Raw genomic sequence first — 17,187 nt, forward strand, 5'->3', positions numbered from 1 at the left:
CCTCGGCGGCGCAGGCGCCCGTGTCCCCGGCGAGTGCCGACCCGGCACCGACGCCCGAGGCCGCGACCCGGACCGCCGAGGAGACCGCCCCCCGCGGCTCCGGCTACCGCGTGCGCGCCGAGCGCATCCCGATCATCGACCCGCAGCCCCGGCTCGAGGACGACCGCTGGCCGGCGAAGGCCTTCGTCGGCGAGGTCGTCCCCTTCGCGGCGACCGCGTTCCGCGAGGGGCACGACCTGATCGGCGTCGACCTCCTGCTCACGTCCCCCTCGGGCGCGGAGTCGGAGCACCGGATGGCGCTGCTCGCCACCGGCACCGACCGCTACGGCCGCCTCGTGCTGCTCGACGACGAGGGCGACTGGACGTACCGCATCCGCGCCTTCGCCGACGACTGGGCGACCTGGCTGCACACCGCCGAGGTCAAGATCCCGGCCGGACTGGATCTCGCCGTGACCTTCGCGATCGGCGAGGGCCTCCTCCGCACCGCGGCCGGCGACGACGCCCGCTCCGACGCCGAGCGCTCCCTGCTCTCCGACGCCGCCGGCACCGTGGCGGACGAGTCGCTCTCGCCCGAGGTGCGCCTGGCCGCCGCCGAGGACGCCGCCGTGCACGGCGCCTTCGCCGCGCGCCCCGTGATGAGCCTCGCGAGCGTCTCCGAGCCGCGCACCGTGCACGTCGAGCGCACCCGCGCCGGCGTCGGCGCCTGGTACGAGTTCTTCCCGCGCTCCGAGGGCGCCGTGCGGAACGAGGACGGCAGCGTCACCTCCGGCTCGTTCCGCACCGCGATCGACCGTCTGCCGGCCGTCGCCGCGATGGGCTTCGACGTGCTCTACCTGCCCCCGATCCACCCGATCGGCCGCAACTTCCGCAAGGGCCCGAACAACACGCTGAACGCCGGCCTGGGCGACCCCGGCTCGCCGTGGGCGATCGGCGCCCCCGAGGGCGGGCACGACGCCATCCACCCCGACCTCGGCACCGTGGAGGACTTCACCGCCTTCCACGACGCGGTCACCGCCGCCGGCCTCGAGCTCGCGCTCGACTTCGCGCTGCAGGCCTCGCCCGACCACCCCTGGGTGACGAGCCACCCGGAGTGGTTCACGACGCTCCCCGACGGCTCGATCGCCTACGCCGAGAACCCGCCGAAGAAGTACCAGGACATCTACCCGATCAACTTCGACAACGACCCCCAGGGCATCCGCCAGGAGGCGCTGCGCGTCCTGCGCTACTGGATCTCGCTCGGCGTGAAGATCTTCCGCGTCGACAACCCGCACACCAAGCCGCTCGACTTCTGGGAGTGGATCATCCACGAGGTCAACGCCGAGAACCCCGAGGTCGTGTTCCTCGCGGAGGCGTTCACCCGCCCGGCGATCATGCGGGCGCTCGGCAAGGTCGGCTTCCAGCAGTCCTACTCGTACTTCACCTGGCGCAACACCAAGGAGGAGCTCGAGGAGTTCTTCACGAGCATCTCGCACGAGACGGCCGACTACATGCGGCCGAACCTCTTCGTGAACACGCCGGACATCCTCACCGAGTACCTCCAGTACGGCGGCCGCTCGGCGTACAAGGTCCGCGCCGCGCTCGCCGCGACCGCCTCGCCGCTCTGGGGCGTCTACGCCGGTTACGAGCTGATCGAGAACGTCGCGCGCCCCGGCGCCGAGGAGAACATCGACAACGAGAAGTTCGAGTACAAGACGCGCGACTGGGCCGCGGCCGACGCCGCCGGGACCACGATCGCTCCGTACCTCACCCGGCTCAACGAGATCCGCCGGGCGCACCCCGCGCTCGCGCAGCGCCGCAATCTGCAGGTGCACGGCAGCGACGACGACGCGATCCTGGTCTACTCCAAGCACCTCGACCGCGCGTTCACCGGCACCGGGTCGGACGACACCCTGCTGGTCGTCGTCAACACCGACCCGCACTCGGCGCGCGAGACGACGGTGCACATCGACCTGCCCGCCCTCGGCCTGGACTGGAGCGCGACCTACGAGGTCGAGGACCTGATCACCGGTGCCGTCTGGACCTGGGGCAGTGACAACTACGTGCGGCTCGACTCCTTCGTCGAGCCCGTGCACATCCTGAGCGTGAAGGCGGACGGACGATGACGGTTCCCGAGAACGACGGAACGAGCCCGGTCGAGAGCACGGGCACGACGGCCCCCGCGCCGCGCGCCGTCCCCGCGGAGGCGGGCAGCCCGGCCGAGGCGGCGGGCGTCGAGCCGCGCGTGGAGACGGTCGTCACCACCGGCACCAGCTCGGCGACCACCACGGGCGCGCACATCGCGGAGCCCGCGGCCGAGGAGACGTCCGCAGTGCCCGAGCGGCTCACCCCGCCCGAGCCCGTCGCGCCGCTCGAGCCGCTCACGCCGCCCGAGCCGACCGCAGCGTCCGCGACCCCCGAGCCGCTCACGCCGCCGGAGCCGACCGTCGCCCCGGCCGCCCCGGCGCCCGACTCCGACGTCGACGCGCTCCCCGAGTACCCCGAGTGGGTCCTCCAGCAGCTCGCGACCGGCAGCAACGCGCTCCCCCACGACGTCCTCGGGCAGCACGCGCTCCCCTCCGGCGGCGCGGTCGTCCGCGTCCGCCGCCCGCTCGCGGACGCCGTGACGGCCGTCCTCGCCGGCGGAGTCCGCGTCGAGCTCGAGCACCTGCACGACGGCCTCTGGCAGGGCGTCCACGACGAGGACCCGCAGGCGTACACCGTCGAGGCGCACTACGGCGACGGCTCCTCCTGGACCGCCGAGGATCCCTACCGGTTCTCGAAGACCGTCGGCGACTTCGACCTCTACCTGATCGGCGAGGGCCGCCACGAGCGTCTCTGGGAGGCGCTCGGCGCCCGGCACCGCGAGCACGAGGGCGTCTGGGGCACCTCGTTCGCCGTCTGGGCGCCGCACGCGCAGGCCGCCCGCGTCGTCGGCGACTTCAACGACTGGAGCGGCGAGGGCCACGCCCTGCGCAACCTCGGCGTCAACGGCGTCTGGGAGATCTTCGTCCCCGGCATCGAGCCCGGCGCCTCCTACAAGTTCGACCTGCTCTCCCGCGACGGCCGCTGGGTGCGCAAGGCCGACCCGATGGCGCGAGCCACGGAGGTTCCGCCGGCGACCGCCTCGCGCGTCCCGGTCTCGCACCACCAGTGGGGCGACTCCGGCTGGATGGAGCACCGCGCGAGCGTCGACCCGCACACCCAGCCGATCAGCGTCTACGAGATGCACCTCGGCTCCTGGAAGCCCGGTCTCGGCTACCGCGACCTCGCCGATCCGCTGATCGAGTACGTCACCACGCTCGGCTTCACCCACGTCGAGTTCATGCCGCTCGCCGAGCACCCCTTCGGCGGCTCCTGGGGCTACCAGGTCACCGGCTACTACGCCGCGTCGAGCCGCTTCGGCACCGCCGACGACCTCAAGTACCTGATCGACCGGCTGCACCAGGCCGGCATCGGCGTCCTGGTCGACTGGGTGCCCGGGCACTTCCCCAAGGACGACTTCGCGCTCGCGCGCTTCGACGGCGAGCCGCTCTACGAGCACCCGGACTGGCGCCGCGGCGAGCAGATGGACTGGGGCACCTACGTCTTCGACTTCGGGCACACCCAGGTGCGCAACTTCCTCGTCGCCAACGCGCTGTTCTGGCTCGAGGAGTTCCACGTCGACGGCCTCCGCGTCGACGCCGTGGCCTCGATGCTCTACCTCGACTACTCCCGCAAGGAGGGCGAGTGGCTGCCCAACGAGTTCGGCGGCCGCGAGAACCTCGAGGCGATCAGCTTCCTGCAGGAGGTCAACGCCACGGCCTACAAGCTGTACCCCGGCATCATGATGATCGCCGAGGAGTCGACCAGCTGGCCCGGCGTCACCCAGCCCACGGTCTCCGGCGGGCTCGGCTTCGGGCTCAAGTGGAACATGGGCTGGATGAACGACTCGCTGCGCTACATGGCGAACGACCCGCTCTGGCGCCAGTACCACCTGGGCGAGATCACCTTCTCCTTCGTCTACGCGTTCAGCGAGCACTTCGTCCTGCCGATCAGCCACGACGAGGTCGTGCACGGCAAGGGCTCGCTGATCCAGAAGATGCCGGGCGATCACTGGCAGCAGCTGGCGAACGTGCGCGCGTACCTGGCGTTCATGTGGGCGCACCCCGGCAAGCAGCTGCTCTTCATGGGCCAGGAGTTCGGGCAGTACTCGGAGTGGTCGGAGCAGCGCGGGCTCGACTGGTGGATCCTCGACCAGCCCAGCCACCGTGGACTGTGGAGCCTCGTCGGCGAGCTGAACCGCGTCTACCGCGAGGTCCCGTCGCTGAACGAGCTCGACAACGACCAGGCCGGCTTCGAGTGGATCGACGGCGGTGCCGCGGCGCCGAACGTCATCTCGTTCCTCCGCAAGGACAAGGCCGGCCGCTCGGTCGCGGTGATCGTCAACTTCTCCGGCTCGCCGGTGCACGGCTACCGCGTCGGCCTGCCCGAGGCCGGCCGCTGGGAGGAGCTGCTCAACACCGACGCCGAGATCTACGGCGGCTCGGGAGTGGGCAACTTCGGCGCCGTCGAGGCCCGCGACGAGCCCTGGGCGGGGCGCCCCGCCTCGACCGAGCTGATCCTGCCCCCGCTCGGCGCGCTCTACCTGCGCCACGTCGGCTGACCGGAGCCACCGAGCACGACACGCTGATCGAGAAGCCCGCAAAGCAGACCCTCCCCGCTGATCGAGTAGCCCGCACAGCGGGCGTATCGAGATCCCGCCCCCAGCACGGTGGGTCTCGATACGCCCCCTCCGGCGGCTACTCGACCAGCAAGCTCCGCACCGAGTAGTCCGCGCAGCGGACCCTCCCCGCTGATCGAGTAGCCCGCGCAGCGGGCGTATCGAGATCCTCCCCCCGCCAGAAGCGCCGGCAACAGCGGGTCGTGGTCGCTGGTCCCATGCGGACGATCAGTGGCGACCGTGATGCGCCGGCGGATGCGGCCGTGCCGGCTGAGGTCGCTTCGCTGCTCGTTCCGGAGACGGGGCCGACTCCGGAGCCTTGTCGATGACCGGAGCCTTCTCGGGAACCGGAGCCTTCTCGGGAATCGGAGCCTTCTCGGGAACGGGAGCCTTCTCGGGAACCGGTACCCCCTCACCGTCGGGACGGCCCGCGGCCGGATCGACCGCTCGGTCCTCCTCCTTCTGGGGCACCTCGCAGAGCACGCAGTCACCGGAAGGGACCGCAGCAGCAGCAGCAGGTCTCGCGAGAGGCTGGGTCCTCCCGGCCCAGACGTCGTCGAGGGACCCCTCGAACCGGAGGTTCTCCGAGTGGAGGGGGTGGAGCAGATCCTCCGTCCCCAGTGGCCCGCGGACGGCGAACCTCCCGATCGAGCTGATCGCCGCGCCGGTGCCGATCAGTCGTCGCATCGCGGTGTACTCGGCGCGGGTGGGAAGACCCAGCGCTGCAGCCACCCGGATCTCGGTGGGATGCTGCGTCACCAGCCGATCGAGGGCGTGCATCCGGCGCGTCAGACTCTCCCGCTCGTGGAGCGGGGCGTCCTGGGCCGTCCGCTCCTCCACCTCCGCGCGATCGAGTGCCTGGGCCAGGTACGGATTGGCCACGCGCTCGAAGTCCGACGCCTGGAACTGCGCGTCCCTGCCCTCGTCGCCCGCGAGGCCCGCTTGCTTCACCGCGGCGAGACCTCGGTCACCGCCCGTCGTGACCAGCTCGGCGACCCTGGTCGAGAGGTATCTGTCGGCCTCCGGCGTTCCCGGCGAGCTCAGGTCTCCGGAGTGCAGTGGGGCCATGACGACGGCCTCGGTGCTGCGGGTGACGTTCGCGCCGGCGAGGGACTGCACCGAGTGGTACAGCTCGTGGGCGAAGGTGATCGTGGGCGACATCAGGCGGATCTCGCCCGTCTGCGAGTCGAAGTACGAGAGCGCACGGTCGGGGTCGAAGTCCAGGAAGCTGTCGGAGCCCCCGCGGCCGGCCGCCTCCTCTCTGCTCAGTGGCACCGACGACCACCCGGTGGCCGGAGCGACCAGCACTCGCCCACTCGACAGGTTCCCGTCGCTGTCCAGGAATCGGCTCCCGGTTGGCTCCTTGACCCCCAGGAGATCCGGGACGGCCTCCACGAGGCTCCTCGCGGGCTCCGCCGACCGCAGCTGGTCGATCATCGACCGCACGGCCCAGTAGGTGCGCAGTCCCGCCGGTGAGTCCTCCGAACCGTCGCTCCCGCGAGGTCGGGCGGCGACCGCTATTCCCGGAGCCACCTCCCAGGACTCGTACACGGAGCCGGTCCGCGGATCCTTCACGAGCGTGAACGAGGACGGACGCAGCAGGTCACCGCCGGGCATCGCGGCGGCACCGCTCGCTGCGACGAGCGTGCTGAGGGCGGCCAGCGCCGAGACGAGCGCGGCGCCGACGACGCTCGGACGGAGCGTCGCGCCACGGCGCCGGACGGCGGATCGGACGTGGACAGTAGCCGCAGGACGGCGTCGGATCAGGGCTGAGAGCCCAGGCACGGCGACACGGTACCGAGCACCGACCCCCCGAGCACGGCCATGGCGCGGGATCGACGACCGCCCGGCCCCGAGCCCGACGCCGCCGCCGCCGCGTCGCCATCCACCCCGAGCCACTCCCCACCCCTCAGCCGCCCGAACCACCCATCCCCCCTGAAGGCGATGAGCGGAAAACGCGTGCCAGCATTCTCCGCGAGCCGAACGCAGGATGCTCTCGGGAACGCCCCGCGCGCCCTGCCGACCGCGGCGGGAGGAGCGCTCGCGCTCCTCCCGCAATTCAGCTCAGTACAGCAGGCCCGTGAGACGTGCGCGGGCCTTGTTCACCCGCGGGTCGGTCGTGCCGACGATCTCGAAGAGCTCCAGGAGGCGGGCGCGCACGCTGGCCTTCCCGTCGGCGTCGAGCCGGGGGAACATCGAGAGGAGCCTGTCGAAGGCGTCCTCGACGTGGCCGCCGGAGACGTCGAGGTCCGCCACGGCGAGCTGCGCGTCGAGGTTCGCGGGCTCCGCAGCGGCGGACGAGCGGATGTCGTCGAGCGTCTTGCCCTGCAGGCGCGCGAGCAGCCGAACCTGCGCGAGGCCGGCGACGGCGAGGTCGTCGCGCGGGTTCTGCGCGATCGCGGTCTCGTACTCGGTGATGGCCGCGGAGTAGTCGCCGCGATCGATCGCGTCGTACGCCTCCTGGTGGTGCGGGGGCAGCGGGGCGGCCTCCGGCTCGGCGTCCGGCTGCGCGGCGGCGCCGGGGTCGACGGGGACGGTGCCGGTGACGCCCTGCTGGCCGGCGAGCTGCAGCACCTGCTCGAGCAGGTCGCGGAGCTGCTCCTCGGTGACGAGGCCGCTGAACATCGGAACGGGGCGGCCGCCGATGATGGCGGCGATCGTCGGCACCGACTGCACCTGGAACGCCTGGGCGAGCTGCGGGCTCGACTCGACGTCGACGCCGACGAGCACCATCGCACCGGCGTAGGAGATCACGACCTTCTCGAGCAGCGCCGTCATGCTCTGGCTCTGGTCGGACCAGGAGCCGCGCAGATCGACGATCACGGGCACGCGCGAGGAGAGCTGGACGACCTGGTCGAACTCCGCGTCGCCCGCGCTCAGCAGCAGCGGGTTGGCGACGGGCGAGCCCTGAGCGGCTTCACCGCCGCCCGCGGATGCGGCGGCGGGGGCCGCCGGCGGCCGCCGGTTCACGAGGGTGGACAGGTCCACGGCGCCGCGCAGATTTCCGGGCAGCGGGGGCAGGGGGGTGCTCACGGCAGCTGCACCACCGAGACGAGTCCTTGGCTCCATCCGAGCATGACGATCTTCTCCTCCGATCCGACGGGCGGTACGTAGAACAGCAACTGATAACCGTAGGTGGTCGCGATGCCCGTGGTCGACTTGTCGGTGCCGAGCAGGGTCTGCGAGGCGCCGGACGTCGACACGGTCGAGCCCTCGGCGGTGGGGCGCACCGTCGCGGTCTCCGCGATGCTCGCGGCGACGAGGGCGCCGGAGTCGTTCGTCGCGAGCGCGATGGTGGGCGAGGTACCGGCGGCGTTGGAGAACTCGATCGACGCCGTGTCGGGCAGGGCCTCGCGGTCGGCGTTCTTCTTGTCCACGCCGACCTGGCCGCGCAGCGTGTCGCCGTCGACCGAGAAGGTGCCGGCGTACTGGCTCGAGTCGCCGTTTGCGAGGATGTCGGCGTAGGCCGTGCCGACGGTCTCCGGCGCGAGCTTCATCAGGCGCGAGTCGGGCGCGACGATCGAGGTGCCGACGGTGACCGGCGCGACGTCGGGGATGCGCGCGTTGGCCTCGAGCGAGATCGCGTAGTCGACCTTGTAGTCGACGCGGGGGCTCGCCTGGCTCATCATCAGCGCGATGGGCGCCTGGGTCGCGTCGGCCGAGTTCTGCACGACGGCGGTGACGAGGCGCGGCCAGCTCTCGGTGTCCTGCGGCAGCACGAGGCTCACCGGCGAGGCCGGGATTGCCTGGGGCGCATCGATCGTCCCGCCCTTCGCGAGGATGTCGTAGGTCGTGGTGCGCTCCGTGAGCGCCTCGCCCTGGAAGCGCTCCGCCAGGATGCTCGCGTCGCGGGCGGCGTCCGCATCGGCCGCGACCTGCGACACCGAGGCGACGATCGCCTCCGCCTGCTGGGTCGTCACGACGGGAGTCGGCTCGGCGGCGACCGGCTCGGCACCGGGGGTCGCGGTGGCCGACGCCGTCGGGGTCTCGGAGGCCCCCGCGGCGAGATCGGGCCAGTAGTCGGAGCTGCAGCCGGCGAGCAGCACCGTCGCGGCCAGGGCGACCGGGAGCACGAGCAGTCGGCGGCGACGCGAGGGCTGGGCCGAGGCGATCGAGGACTGGATGCCGGCGCGGGCGCGGGGCAGCCGCACGCCGCGCGGGACCTTCCCCTGCGGGCCCTTGCGGCGCGGACCGTGCTGGCGGCGCAGGTGCAGGAAGGCCCAGATGTAGAGGACGAGCCCGACCAGGAGGAAGAACGCGCCGCCGAGCAGCAGCGGTCCGGCCAGCGGGGTGGCGGTGTCGACCGGCCAGCTCACCCGGACGTCGCTCACGGCCGACGCGGTGCCGTCGCTCGCGACGATCAGCGAGACGTCCTCGGGCAGGTCGAGCGCGGCGGTGATGCTGCCCGAGCCCTCGAACTGCTCCAGCCAGAGGTCGGAGCCGCGCGGGTCGGTGACGCCCGCATCGGCGTCGGCGACGTCGGAGGCGAGGGTGAGGGCCGTCCCGGTCTCCTGCGACGCGGTGAGCGCATCCGAGTCCTCGGTGCTCGCGTAGCCGATGGCGTCGTACTCGGAGCCGTTGATCCAGCCCAGCACGTCGCTCGTCGGCGCGTACGCCATCACGAGATCGCCCTCGCCCTCGACCGTGACGGTCTGGCGGCCGGGATTCGCTCCCAGCGTGCTGCCGTCGATGACGGCGTACGGGGCACCCGACTCGACGGCGGTCTCAACGGTGAGCGACTCCGGAGGAGCCCACACCGTCCGCTGTCCGATGCCGAGCGCGATGAGCGCCGCGGCGATGACGGTGGCGATGATGGCGAAGACGAACCGCACGAAAGAACTCCTCCTGCGTTGCCGGATCGGGGTGTGGCGGCCCGGGACGGCTCCGGTGACGGCCGGACCGGGGCGCGACGGCAACAGACAAAGACAGTCCAGGTTAGCGGATGCCCTCCGCCGAACCCAGGGATCCGCCGAGAGCGCCGACGGGCGGTCGCACCGTGCGGGTGTCGGCCCGGGCCCGGAGGCACCCGCTGACTAAACTCCCTGGAGTGCCGCGACCCCGCCGCGGCCGTGTTCCGGAGGAGACGACGTGGCAAGCGACGAGGCCGAATTCACCCAGGTGTTCCGTGGTTACGACCGGGACGAGGTCGACAAGGCCATCCAGGGTCTGCGGCGCGAGCTCATCCACGCCAACACCCAGGCGGCCGAGAGCGGGCGCGAGTCCAAGCGCCTCGCCTCCCGCATCGACGGGCTCGAGAAGGAGCTGCAGCAGGTCGGCGCCCCCACCTACGCCGGCCTGGGCGCGAAGCTCGAGCACACCCTCCGCGTGGCGGAGGAGCAGTCGGAGCGCATCATCGCCCAGGCCGAGAACGACGCCTCCGCACTGCGCCGCTCCACCCGCGACGACCGCGACGGCCTGCTGCAGGGCGCACGGGACGAGGCCGAGCGCCTCGTCACCGAGGCCCGCCGCCGCGCGGACCGCACCCGAGAGGAGTCCGAGGCGCAGGCCGCCGCGACCCTGGGCAAGGCCGCCGACGACCGCGACGTGATGACGCAGGACGCGGTCCGCGAGGCCGCCGCCATCCGCGGCACCGTCGCGACGGAGGCCGCCGAGACCCGCGCGACCGCCAAGCGCGAGGCGGCGGCGATCCGCTCCGAAGCCGGCCGCGAGGCCGCCGAGATGCGCGCCGTCGCCGCCCGCGAGGTCGAGGTGGCCCGCGCCGAGGCCGCCCGCCTGGCCCAGAGCAACGAGCTGCTGCGTGCCGAGGTCGCCTCCGAGGTCGATCGCCTGCGCGCCGCCGTGACCGCCGAGGTCGCCGAGGCCCGCGCTGCCGTCGAGGCCGAGGTGCTCGCCGCCCGCGCCGACCTGGAGGCCGAGGTCCTCTCCGGCCGCGCCGACCTCGCCGCCGAGCTGGCCGGCGGCCGCGCCGACGGGGCCCGTGAGCTCGCCGACCTGCGCACCGCGCTCGCCCGGGACCGGGCCGAGGCCGTCGCCGTGCTCGACGCCGAGCTGGCGGCCCTGCGCTCCGCCGCGTCCGACGAGGCCGCCGCGCTCTCGCGCGAGGTCGAGCAGGCCCGGATCGACCTCGTCGTGGAGCTCGCCGCCCGCCGCGAGGAGGCGGACCGCGACTACCTGCTCCGCCACCAGGAGGCGGTCGCCCAGACCCAGCGCTACCTCGACGAGTCGAACCTGCAGCTCGCCGACGCGATCCGGCGCGCGAACGACAAGCGCCTCGAGGCCGACGCCCTGCGCAGCGACGCCCTCGACGACGTCACGAAGCTGCGCCGCGAGGCGCAGGACGAGTCGGACGCACTGCTCGACGACGCCCGCGACCGCGCGCGGGACATGATCGCCGACGCCGAGCGCCGCACGCGCGAGCTGCAGAACACGGCCGAGTCGCGCCTCGACGAGATCCGCACGGAGCGCGACGCGATCGCCGGCTACGTGAAGGGGCTCCGCGGCCTGATCGGCCACATCGACGGGCTGTCGGACGACGACGAGAACGACGACGGCGACGACGACGGCGACTCCTCGAAGAGCTGACCGGCGCGGGCGGGCTCAGCCGAGCTCGCCCGCCCACTCCGTCGGCAGCGGCGACGAGTCCGGAGCGACGACCCGCACGATCTCGTCGAGCACCCGGCGCGTCTGCGCCTCGCCCACCCAGAGGTGCTTGCCGCCGGCGACCGGCACGAGCTCCAGCTGCGGGACCGAGGCGAAGCGCTCGGCGGCCGCCTCCGGGCGCAGGTAGTCGTCGAACTCGGGGATCAGCGCCACGAGCGGGCGCCCGTCCTCGCCCCAGGCCGCGACCTCCTCCGCCGTCGCCCGGTGCAGCGGCGGGGACAGCAGGATCGCGCCCTCGACCGGGTGCTCCCTCCCCCACTTGAGCGCCAGCTCGGTGCCGAAGGACCAGCCGACCAGCCAGGGGTGCGGCAGCCCGCGCTCGGCGACCAGCGCCATCGCCGCGGCGACGTCGGCGCGCTCGGCCGTTCCGCCGTCGAAGGCGCCCTCGCTCGTGCCGCGCGGCGAGGTGGTGCCGCGGGTGTTGAAGCGCAGCACCGCCACGCCGGCCAGGGCAGGCAGCCGCCCCGCGGCCTTGCGGAGGATGTGCGAGTCCATGAAGCCGCCGTGCGTGGGCAGCGGATGCAGGGTGACCAGCGTCGCGACCGGCTCGCGGTCGAGCGGCAGTGCCAGCTCGCCGACGAGAGTCAGCCCGTCGGCGGTGCGCAGCTCCACGTCCTCGCGGCGGGCGGGGAGGACGACGCCTCCGCGGATCTCGTGCGTCATCGGGCTCCTTCGATCCGCCAGCAGTGGGTGTGCCAGTGGCGCCGGCCGGCGAGGTCCGCCGCGTCGCCGAGCGCCCCGTCGCCGCGCCAGACGACGACGTGGGCGAGGCCGATGTCGATCGTCTGGCCGCAGCCCGGGCAGAGGTAGTTCTTCACGGCGCGGGCCGAGGAGACGGGCTGGACGTTCCACTCCCGGCCGCGGCGCGTCTCGGTGCGGCGCCAGCCGGCGAGCATCTGCGAGAGGTCGCGCTGCTCGTCGTCCTCGTCGCGCCCGCGTCCGCGGGGTCGATTGCTGCGCGGCATTGCCCCAGTCTAGGAGCCGTCGCGCGGCGCCCCGACCCGGCCGCGGGCTCAGTGCGAGGAGTCGTCCATCTCCAGCCGCGTCTCCTCTGCATCGAGCATGAGCTGGGCCCGCCGGAGGATCCGCGAGGAGTAGACCCCGCGGCCGCGCGCCTCCAGCAGTGCCTCGCGCTCGGCGGTCAGCACCGCGCGGCGCAGCTGCAGGTACTGCCCGTGCGGGCCGAGCGGAGCGTCCGCGTCGCGCTCCACCTGCTCCCACGCCACCTGAGAGCGGGTCAGGGTGTCACGACGGACGCGCTCGAGCACGCGCTCGCCGACGGTGCCGTCCGGCAGATCCTCGACCGCGCCGGGGAGCGCCTGGATCCCGGTCGAGGCGACCTCGTCGAGCAGAGTGGCCAGCTCGCGTCGGTCGGCGTCGCCGTCGCTCCCCTGGATGCCCGTGACGCGGATCAGCGCGGGCAGCGTCGCTCCCTGCAGCAGGAGCGTCACCACGGCGACCGTGAAGGCGATCAGGATGAGCTGCGAGCGGTACGGCGTCTCGTCCGGCAGCGACTGCGCCGCCGCGAGCGTGACCACGCCGCGCATGCCGGACCAAGACAGGATCACGCCGCCGCGCCAGCCGAAGGCCTCGCTCGTCGTCGCCGCCAGGTCGGTCTCGCGACGCTGGTAGAGCCGCTCGGCCCGCTGCTGCCGACGGCGGAACCGCTCGTCGCTGCTCGCGCTGTTGCGCAGCCGCATCACGCCGACCGCGAGCCGCCGGTTGATCCGCTCCGCCCGCCGTCCGGAGCCGCGCAGCCAGAGCAGGAGCGGCCAGACGAAGAGGGTGCGCAGCACGATCAGGATGAGCACGGTCGCCAGCCCGAGGTAGACGGCGGTGTCGACACCGACCCCGCCCGGCTCCACCTCGCCGACGATCGCCTTGATCTCGGCGCCCATCAGCAGGAAGACGCCGTTCTCCAGCAGGAACTGCGCCGTCCGCCAGTTGACCCGCTCGCTGATCCGCGACTGCGGGCTGAGGAAGCGCGCGCTGTTGTGCCCCGTGTAGATGCCGGTGACGACGACGGCCAGCACGCCCGACGCGCCCAGCTCCTCCGCCGGGATGTAGGCGAGGAAGGGGACGGCGAAGGACACCGCCGTGTCGAGCACGGGGTCGCGGAGCTTGGAGCGGACGAAGACGGTGAGGACCCCCATCACCAGCCCGAGGACGACCGCCATCACGACCGAGTAGACGAAGAGCACGCCGACCTCGCCGATGTCGATCGCGTCACTCGAGACGGAAGCGCCGACCACCGCGGTCGCCGCCGTCGCAGCCCGCAGCAGCACCAGCGCCGACGCGTCGTTGACCAGGCTCTCGCCCTCGAGCACCGTGACCAGACGCGGTGGCAGGCCGAGCTTCTTGCCGATCGAGGTCGCGGCGACGGCGTCGGTGGGGCTGACGACCGCACCGAGCGCGATGGCCGCCGGCAGGCTGAGGTCCGGCAGCAGCATGTAGAGGAAGAAGCCGACCACGAGCGCCGTGACGACGACCAGGAGGACCGACAGCCCGAAGATCGATCGCAGGTTGCGCCGGAAGTCGGCGAGCGGCACCTGGATCGCCGCGGAGTAGAGCAGCGGCGGCAGGACCCCGGCCAGGATCAGCTCCGGCTCGACCTCGATCTCGGGCACGCCGGGCAGATAGGACGCGCCGATGCCGATGACGACCAGCAGGAGCGGCGCGGCCACGCCGAGCCTGCTGGAGAACCGCGCGACGGTGACGACGGTGATGATCCCGACGACCCCGAGCAGCGCGTAATCCACGCGCTCAGGCTATCGGGCGGATCCGGGCCGCCCTGCTCCGGCGGCTCACGCCCGGCGGATCAGCCCCGCCGGCTCGGCTCGAGTTCGTCCGTCCGGACGGGTCGGCTCAGTACCAGCCGACGCTCTGCGAGTGCCCCCAGGCACCGCAGGGCGAGCCGTAGCGACCGGTGATGTAGGTGAGTCCCCAGGTGATCTGCGTGCTCGCGTTGGTCTGCCAGTCACCGGCGACCGTGGCCATCTTGTTGCCGGGGAGCGCCTGCGGGATGCCGTAGGCGCCGCTCGACTTGTTCTCGGCGTAGACGTTCCAGCCGGACTCGCGGTTCCAGAGCAGGACGAGGCAGTCGTACTCGCTGTCGGCCCAGCCGCGCTGCACGATCTGGTCGTAGGCGATGGCCTTCGCGGAGCCGGGATCCGGAGCGGCGGCCCGGGCGACGGGCGCCGCCGCCTCGGTCGACTCCTCCTCCTCGACGACGGCCTGCTTCGTCTTGGTGGGGGTCGGCGTCGGAGTCGGGGTGGGGGTCGGCTTCGCCTGAGCGTCGAACGTGTCGCGCTGCACGACGCGCTCAGCGGCGGCGTCGGCGACCACGAGGCGCTGAGCCGGGTCGCCGTTGAACCGCACGGGCGCCTGGTAGAACGGCGAGGCGACCGCTCCGCTGGAGGGATCGACGGCGCTCACGGCGACGAAGCCGATGGAGGCGGCGAAGGCCAGGAACGCCAGCGGCAGCCGCGTCCGGGAGCGGCGGGCCGCCGGGCGCTTCGAGGTCTCGACCGAGGATCGGGAGACGGGTGGCTGCGCGACGGACGTTCTCTGATGCATACCCACGATCACGAAAGCATAACGGACGCCTCCCCGATCCGCCACTGCTCGGCGGAGGGCTCAGCGCACCGCCAGCATCACGTCGACGACGGCGTCGAGCACCAGGTCGACCTGCGGCTCGGAGTAGCCGCCGCGCTGCGGGGCGAACGACACCGTCCGCACGTCGTCGACGGTGAGCACGGAGCCGTCGCGGAAGTAGCCGGAGATCCGGTCGGAGAAGGCGTCGACCTGGCGGATGTTGTAGCCGGTGGTCAGCACGCCGGCGCGGGCGAAGCGCTCGCGAGCGGGCCTGGCGAGCCGGTTCACGATCTCCTGCGCCGTCTCGCGCGCCGTCTGCAGCCAGGCCGCCTCGCCCTGCGCGGCGATCGCGTACTGGCGCTCGCGCACCGCGAAGGCGTCCTCCAGTCGCTCCAGCGCGGCGTCGACGTGCGGCGCGGAGTAGCCGCCCTTCTTCAGCGAGAAGGCGGTGTGCCGCAGATCCGCCGCCCGCAGGTCCGCCGGGCCGCCGGAGAGCTGGCCGTAGGCCTCCCGGGCCGAGGCGAGGAACGAGTCGACCTCGTCGGTGTCGTAACCGGGCCGGGACTCGCGCGCGCGGGGGAAGGGAGCGTCCATCCCGACATCATGCCAAGACCGCGGCCGGACCGGGAATCGACGCGACGGCCGCGGTCGGCCCGAGCGTCAGTGCGCGAAGACGAATCAGTGCGCGAAGACGAAGTAGAGCACGTACGCGGCGGCGGCCGACGGCAGGATCGAGTCGAGCCGGTCGAGGAAGCCGCCGTGGCCGGGCAGCCACGAGCTCATGTCCTTGATGCCGATGTCGCGCTTGATCAGCGACTCGGCGAGGTCGCCCAGCGTCGCGGTGAGCAGGATCACCGCGCCGAAGACCGCGCCGACCCACCAGGGCTGGCCGAGCAGCAGGACGGCGAGGAGGATGCCGACGCCGACACCGGCGGCCGCGGCGCCCGCGAAGCCCTCCCAGGTCTTCTTCGGGCTGATCCGCGGTGCCATCGGGTGCTTGCCCCAGGTCAGTCCGCTCGCGTAGGCGCCCGTGTCGACGACGATCACGAGGATGAGGAAGGACAGCGCCCAGAGCTGACCGCCCTCCTCCGCGACGAGGCGGATCGCGAAGGCGCCGAGGAAGGTGACGTAGATCTGCACGAAGGCGCCGAGGCCGACGTCGAGCAGCAGGTCGCGGCCGCTCGAGCGCGTGCGCTGGAACAGCTGCTCGCCGAGCCGCCAGAGCCCCACCAGCGCCGAGCCGCCGAGGACCGCGAACCACGCCGCGGACATCCCGCCGTAGTACGCGGCGGGCACCGCGACGACCGCCACGATCCCGGTGGGGATGCGCGGGATGTCGCGACCGGCCTGCCGCAACGCGTTCGAGAGCTCGAGCGCCGCCAGGAGCACCAGGGCGCCGGCGAGCACCATGAAGAGCTCTTTGATGACGAGCAGGCTGACGACCATGGCGCCGCCGCCGATCAGGCCGATGGCCGTGGCGGAGACGAGGTTGCGGCCGGAGCGGGCGGTCAGCCGCTCGTTGGTCGCCTCGAGCTGGGCGCGGGTGGCCTCCAGCTGGCGCTCGACGTCGGCGCGACCCTGCTGGGCCCGTGCGCGCAGAGCGTCACGGGTGACCATGCGCGAACCCCGGGCGCCCGGGACGTGCGGCGCCGGAGCGTCGTCGTCGCCCTCGGGTTCCACGGGATTCACGGGCACGGCGCTAGACCTCGAGCAGTTCGGATTCCTTGCGCTTGAGCGCCTCGTCGATGGCGTCCACGTGCTGCTTGGTGAGGGACTCGAGCTCCTTCTCGCCGCGGGCGAGCTCGTCGTCGCCGATGTCGCCCTTCAGCGCGTCGAGGTCGCTCTTGGCGCTGCGGCGGATGTTGCGGACGGCGATCTTCGCGTCCTCGGCCTTGGTGCGCACGATCTTCACGAACTCCTTGCGGCGCTCAGCCGTGAGCTCGGGGAGGTTGATCCGGATGACGGAGCCGTCGTTGGTCGGGTTCGCACCGAGGTTCGGCATGTCCCGGATGGCCTGCTCGATGTCGCGCAGCGAGCCCTTGTCGTAGGGGGTGACGAGCAGCGTGCGCGCCTCGAGGTTCTGCAGCGAGGCGAGCTGCGACAGCGGCGTCGGCGTGCCGTAGTAGCTCACGAGGACCTTCTGGAACATGCCGGGGTTCGCCCGGCCGGTGCGCACCGTGGAGAAGTCCTCCTTGGCGACTCCGACGGCCTTGTCCATCTTGACGGTCGCGTCGGCCAGTACATCCGAGATCACAGGGGGCTCCTTAAGAGAGGGAAGTGGTCAGTCTAGTTCG

Annotated in this window: 13 protein-coding genes; 3 read left to right on the forward strand and 10 right to left on the reverse strand. The window is 72.6% G+C overall.

What is annotated here, in order from left to right; all coding sequences use genetic code 11:
- Nucleotides 1-131 precede the first annotated feature (131 nt).
- Both GSU72_RS11245 and glgB read left to right on the forward strand, forming a co-directional pair.
- On the forward strand, nucleotides 132-2,102 hold the full coding sequence (locus tag GSU72_RS11245) for an alpha-1,4-glucan--maltose-1-phosphate maltosyltransferase (RefSeq protein WP_244256117.1): 1,971 nt from the start codon (nucleotides 132-134) through the stop codon (nucleotides 2,100-2,102).
- Nucleotides 2,099-4,621 (forward strand): 1,4-alpha-glucan branching protein GlgB, encoded by a 2,523-nt coding sequence (glgB, locus tag GSU72_RS11250; RefSeq protein WP_159985089.1) that lies wholly within the window; start codon nucleotides 2,099-2,101, stop codon nucleotides 4,619-4,621. Before GSU72_RS11245 ends, glgB begins: the two co-directional genes overlap by 4 nt.
- A 285-nt stretch (nucleotides 4,622-4,906) precedes the next feature.
- On the opposite strand, the gene GSU72_RS11255 is transcribed toward glgB, so the two are convergent.
- From GSU72_RS11255 to GSU72_RS11265, 3 genes are all read right to left on the reverse strand, one after another.
- Nucleotides 4,907-6,463 (reverse strand): hypothetical protein, encoded by a 1,557-nt coding sequence (locus tag GSU72_RS11255; protein ID WP_159985090.1) that lies wholly within the window; start codon nucleotides 6,461-6,463, stop codon nucleotides 4,907-4,909.
- Nucleotides 6,464-6,742: 279 nt separating this feature from the next.
- The gene (locus tag GSU72_RS11260; protein WP_244255769.1) at nucleotides 6,743-7,711 is read right to left on the reverse strand and encodes a tetratricopeptide repeat protein; all 969 of its coding nucleotides are present in this window, start codon (nucleotides 7,709-7,711) and stop codon (nucleotides 6,743-6,745) included.
- A complete protein-coding gene (locus tag GSU72_RS11265; RefSeq protein ID WP_159985092.1) occupies nucleotides 7,708-9,510 on the reverse strand; it encodes a hypothetical protein in 1,803 nt (600 codons plus the stop codon). Before GSU72_RS11265 ends, GSU72_RS11260 begins: the two co-directional genes overlap by 4 nt.
- A gap of 256 nt (nucleotides 9,511-9,766) precedes the next feature.
- On the opposite strand from GSU72_RS11265, the gene GSU72_RS11270 reads away from it, so the two are divergent.
- Entirely contained in the window at nucleotides 9,767-11,221 is a 1,455-nt protein-coding gene (locus GSU72_RS11270; RefSeq protein WP_159985093.1) for a DivIVA domain-containing protein, read from the forward strand.
- Between the two features lie 15 nt (nucleotides 11,222-11,236).
- On the opposite strand, the gene GSU72_RS11275 is transcribed toward GSU72_RS11270, so the two are convergent.
- The 7 genes from GSU72_RS11275 to frr all read right to left on the reverse strand — a co-directional run bounded on the left by GSU72_RS11275 (nucleotide 11,237) and on the right by frr (nucleotide 17,147).
- A complete protein-coding gene (locus tag GSU72_RS11275) occupies nucleotides 11,237-11,962 on the reverse strand; it encodes an alpha/beta fold hydrolase (protein WP_159985094.1) in 726 nt (241 codons plus the stop codon).
- Nucleotides 11,959-12,264 (reverse strand): hypothetical protein, encoded by a 306-nt coding sequence (locus GSU72_RS11280; RefSeq protein WP_159985095.1) that lies wholly within the window; start codon nucleotides 12,262-12,264, stop codon nucleotides 11,959-11,961. The genes GSU72_RS11275 and GSU72_RS11280 overlap by 4 nt, the downstream gene beginning before the upstream one ends.
- A 48-nt stretch (nucleotides 12,265-12,312) precedes the next feature.
- A complete protein-coding gene (locus GSU72_RS11285) occupies nucleotides 12,313-14,058 on the reverse strand; it encodes a sodium:proton antiporter (RefSeq protein WP_159985096.1) in 1,746 nt (581 codons plus the stop codon).
- A gap of 106 nt (nucleotides 14,059-14,164) precedes the next feature.
- Nucleotides 14,165-14,875, reverse strand: coding sequence for a lytic transglycosylase domain-containing protein (locus GSU72_RS11290; protein ID WP_159985097.1), 711 nt, complete (start codon nucleotides 14,873-14,875; stop codon nucleotides 14,165-14,167).
- Nucleotides 14,876-14,935: 60 nt separating this feature from the next.
- On the reverse strand, nucleotides 14,936-15,487 hold the full coding sequence (locus GSU72_RS11295) for a DivIVA domain-containing protein (protein WP_159985098.1): 552 nt from the start codon (nucleotides 15,485-15,487) through the stop codon (nucleotides 14,936-14,938).
- Between the two features lie 84 nt (nucleotides 15,488-15,571).
- Nucleotides 15,572-16,582 carry a phosphatidate cytidylyltransferase gene (locus GSU72_RS11300; RefSeq protein WP_244255770.1) on the reverse strand — a complete coding sequence of 337 codons (1,011 nt, stop codon included), beginning with the start codon at nucleotides 16,580-16,582 and terminating at the stop codon, nucleotides 15,572-15,574.
- Nucleotides 16,583-16,592: 10 nt separating this feature from the next.
- A complete protein-coding gene (gene frr, locus GSU72_RS11305; RefSeq protein WP_159985099.1) occupies nucleotides 16,593-17,147 on the reverse strand; it encodes a ribosome recycling factor in 555 nt (184 codons plus the stop codon).
- Between the last annotated feature and the right edge of the window lie 40 nt (nucleotides 17,148-17,187).

This window comes from Rathayibacter sp. VKM Ac-2760 (assembly GCF_009834185.1).
GTDB lineage: Bacteria > Actinomycetota > Actinomycetes > Actinomycetales > Microbacteriaceae > Rathayibacter.

What these genes read in the sequence shown, in the direction of transcription:
- glgB (WP_159985089.1), top strand. Translation starts at nt 2,099, where the DNA reads ATGACGGTTCCCGAGAACGACGGAACGAGCCCGGTCGAGAGCACGGGC.
- GSU72_RS11275 (WP_159985094.1), bottom strand. Translation starts at nt 11,962, where the DNA reads ATGACGCACGAGATCCGCGGAGGCGTCGTCCTCCCCGCCCGCCGCGAG.
- GSU72_RS11280 (WP_159985095.1), bottom strand. Translation starts at nt 12,264, where the DNA reads ATGCCGCGCAGCAATCGACCCCGCGGACGCGGGCGCGACGAGGACGAC.
- GSU72_RS11290 (WP_159985097.1), bottom strand. Translation starts at nt 14,875, where the DNA reads ATGCATCAGAGAACGTCCGTCGCGCAGCCACCCGTCTCCCGATCCTCG.
- GSU72_RS11295 (WP_159985098.1), bottom strand. Translation starts at nt 15,487, where the DNA reads ATGGACGCTCCCTTCCCCCGCGCGCGCGAGTCCCGGCCCGGTTACGAC.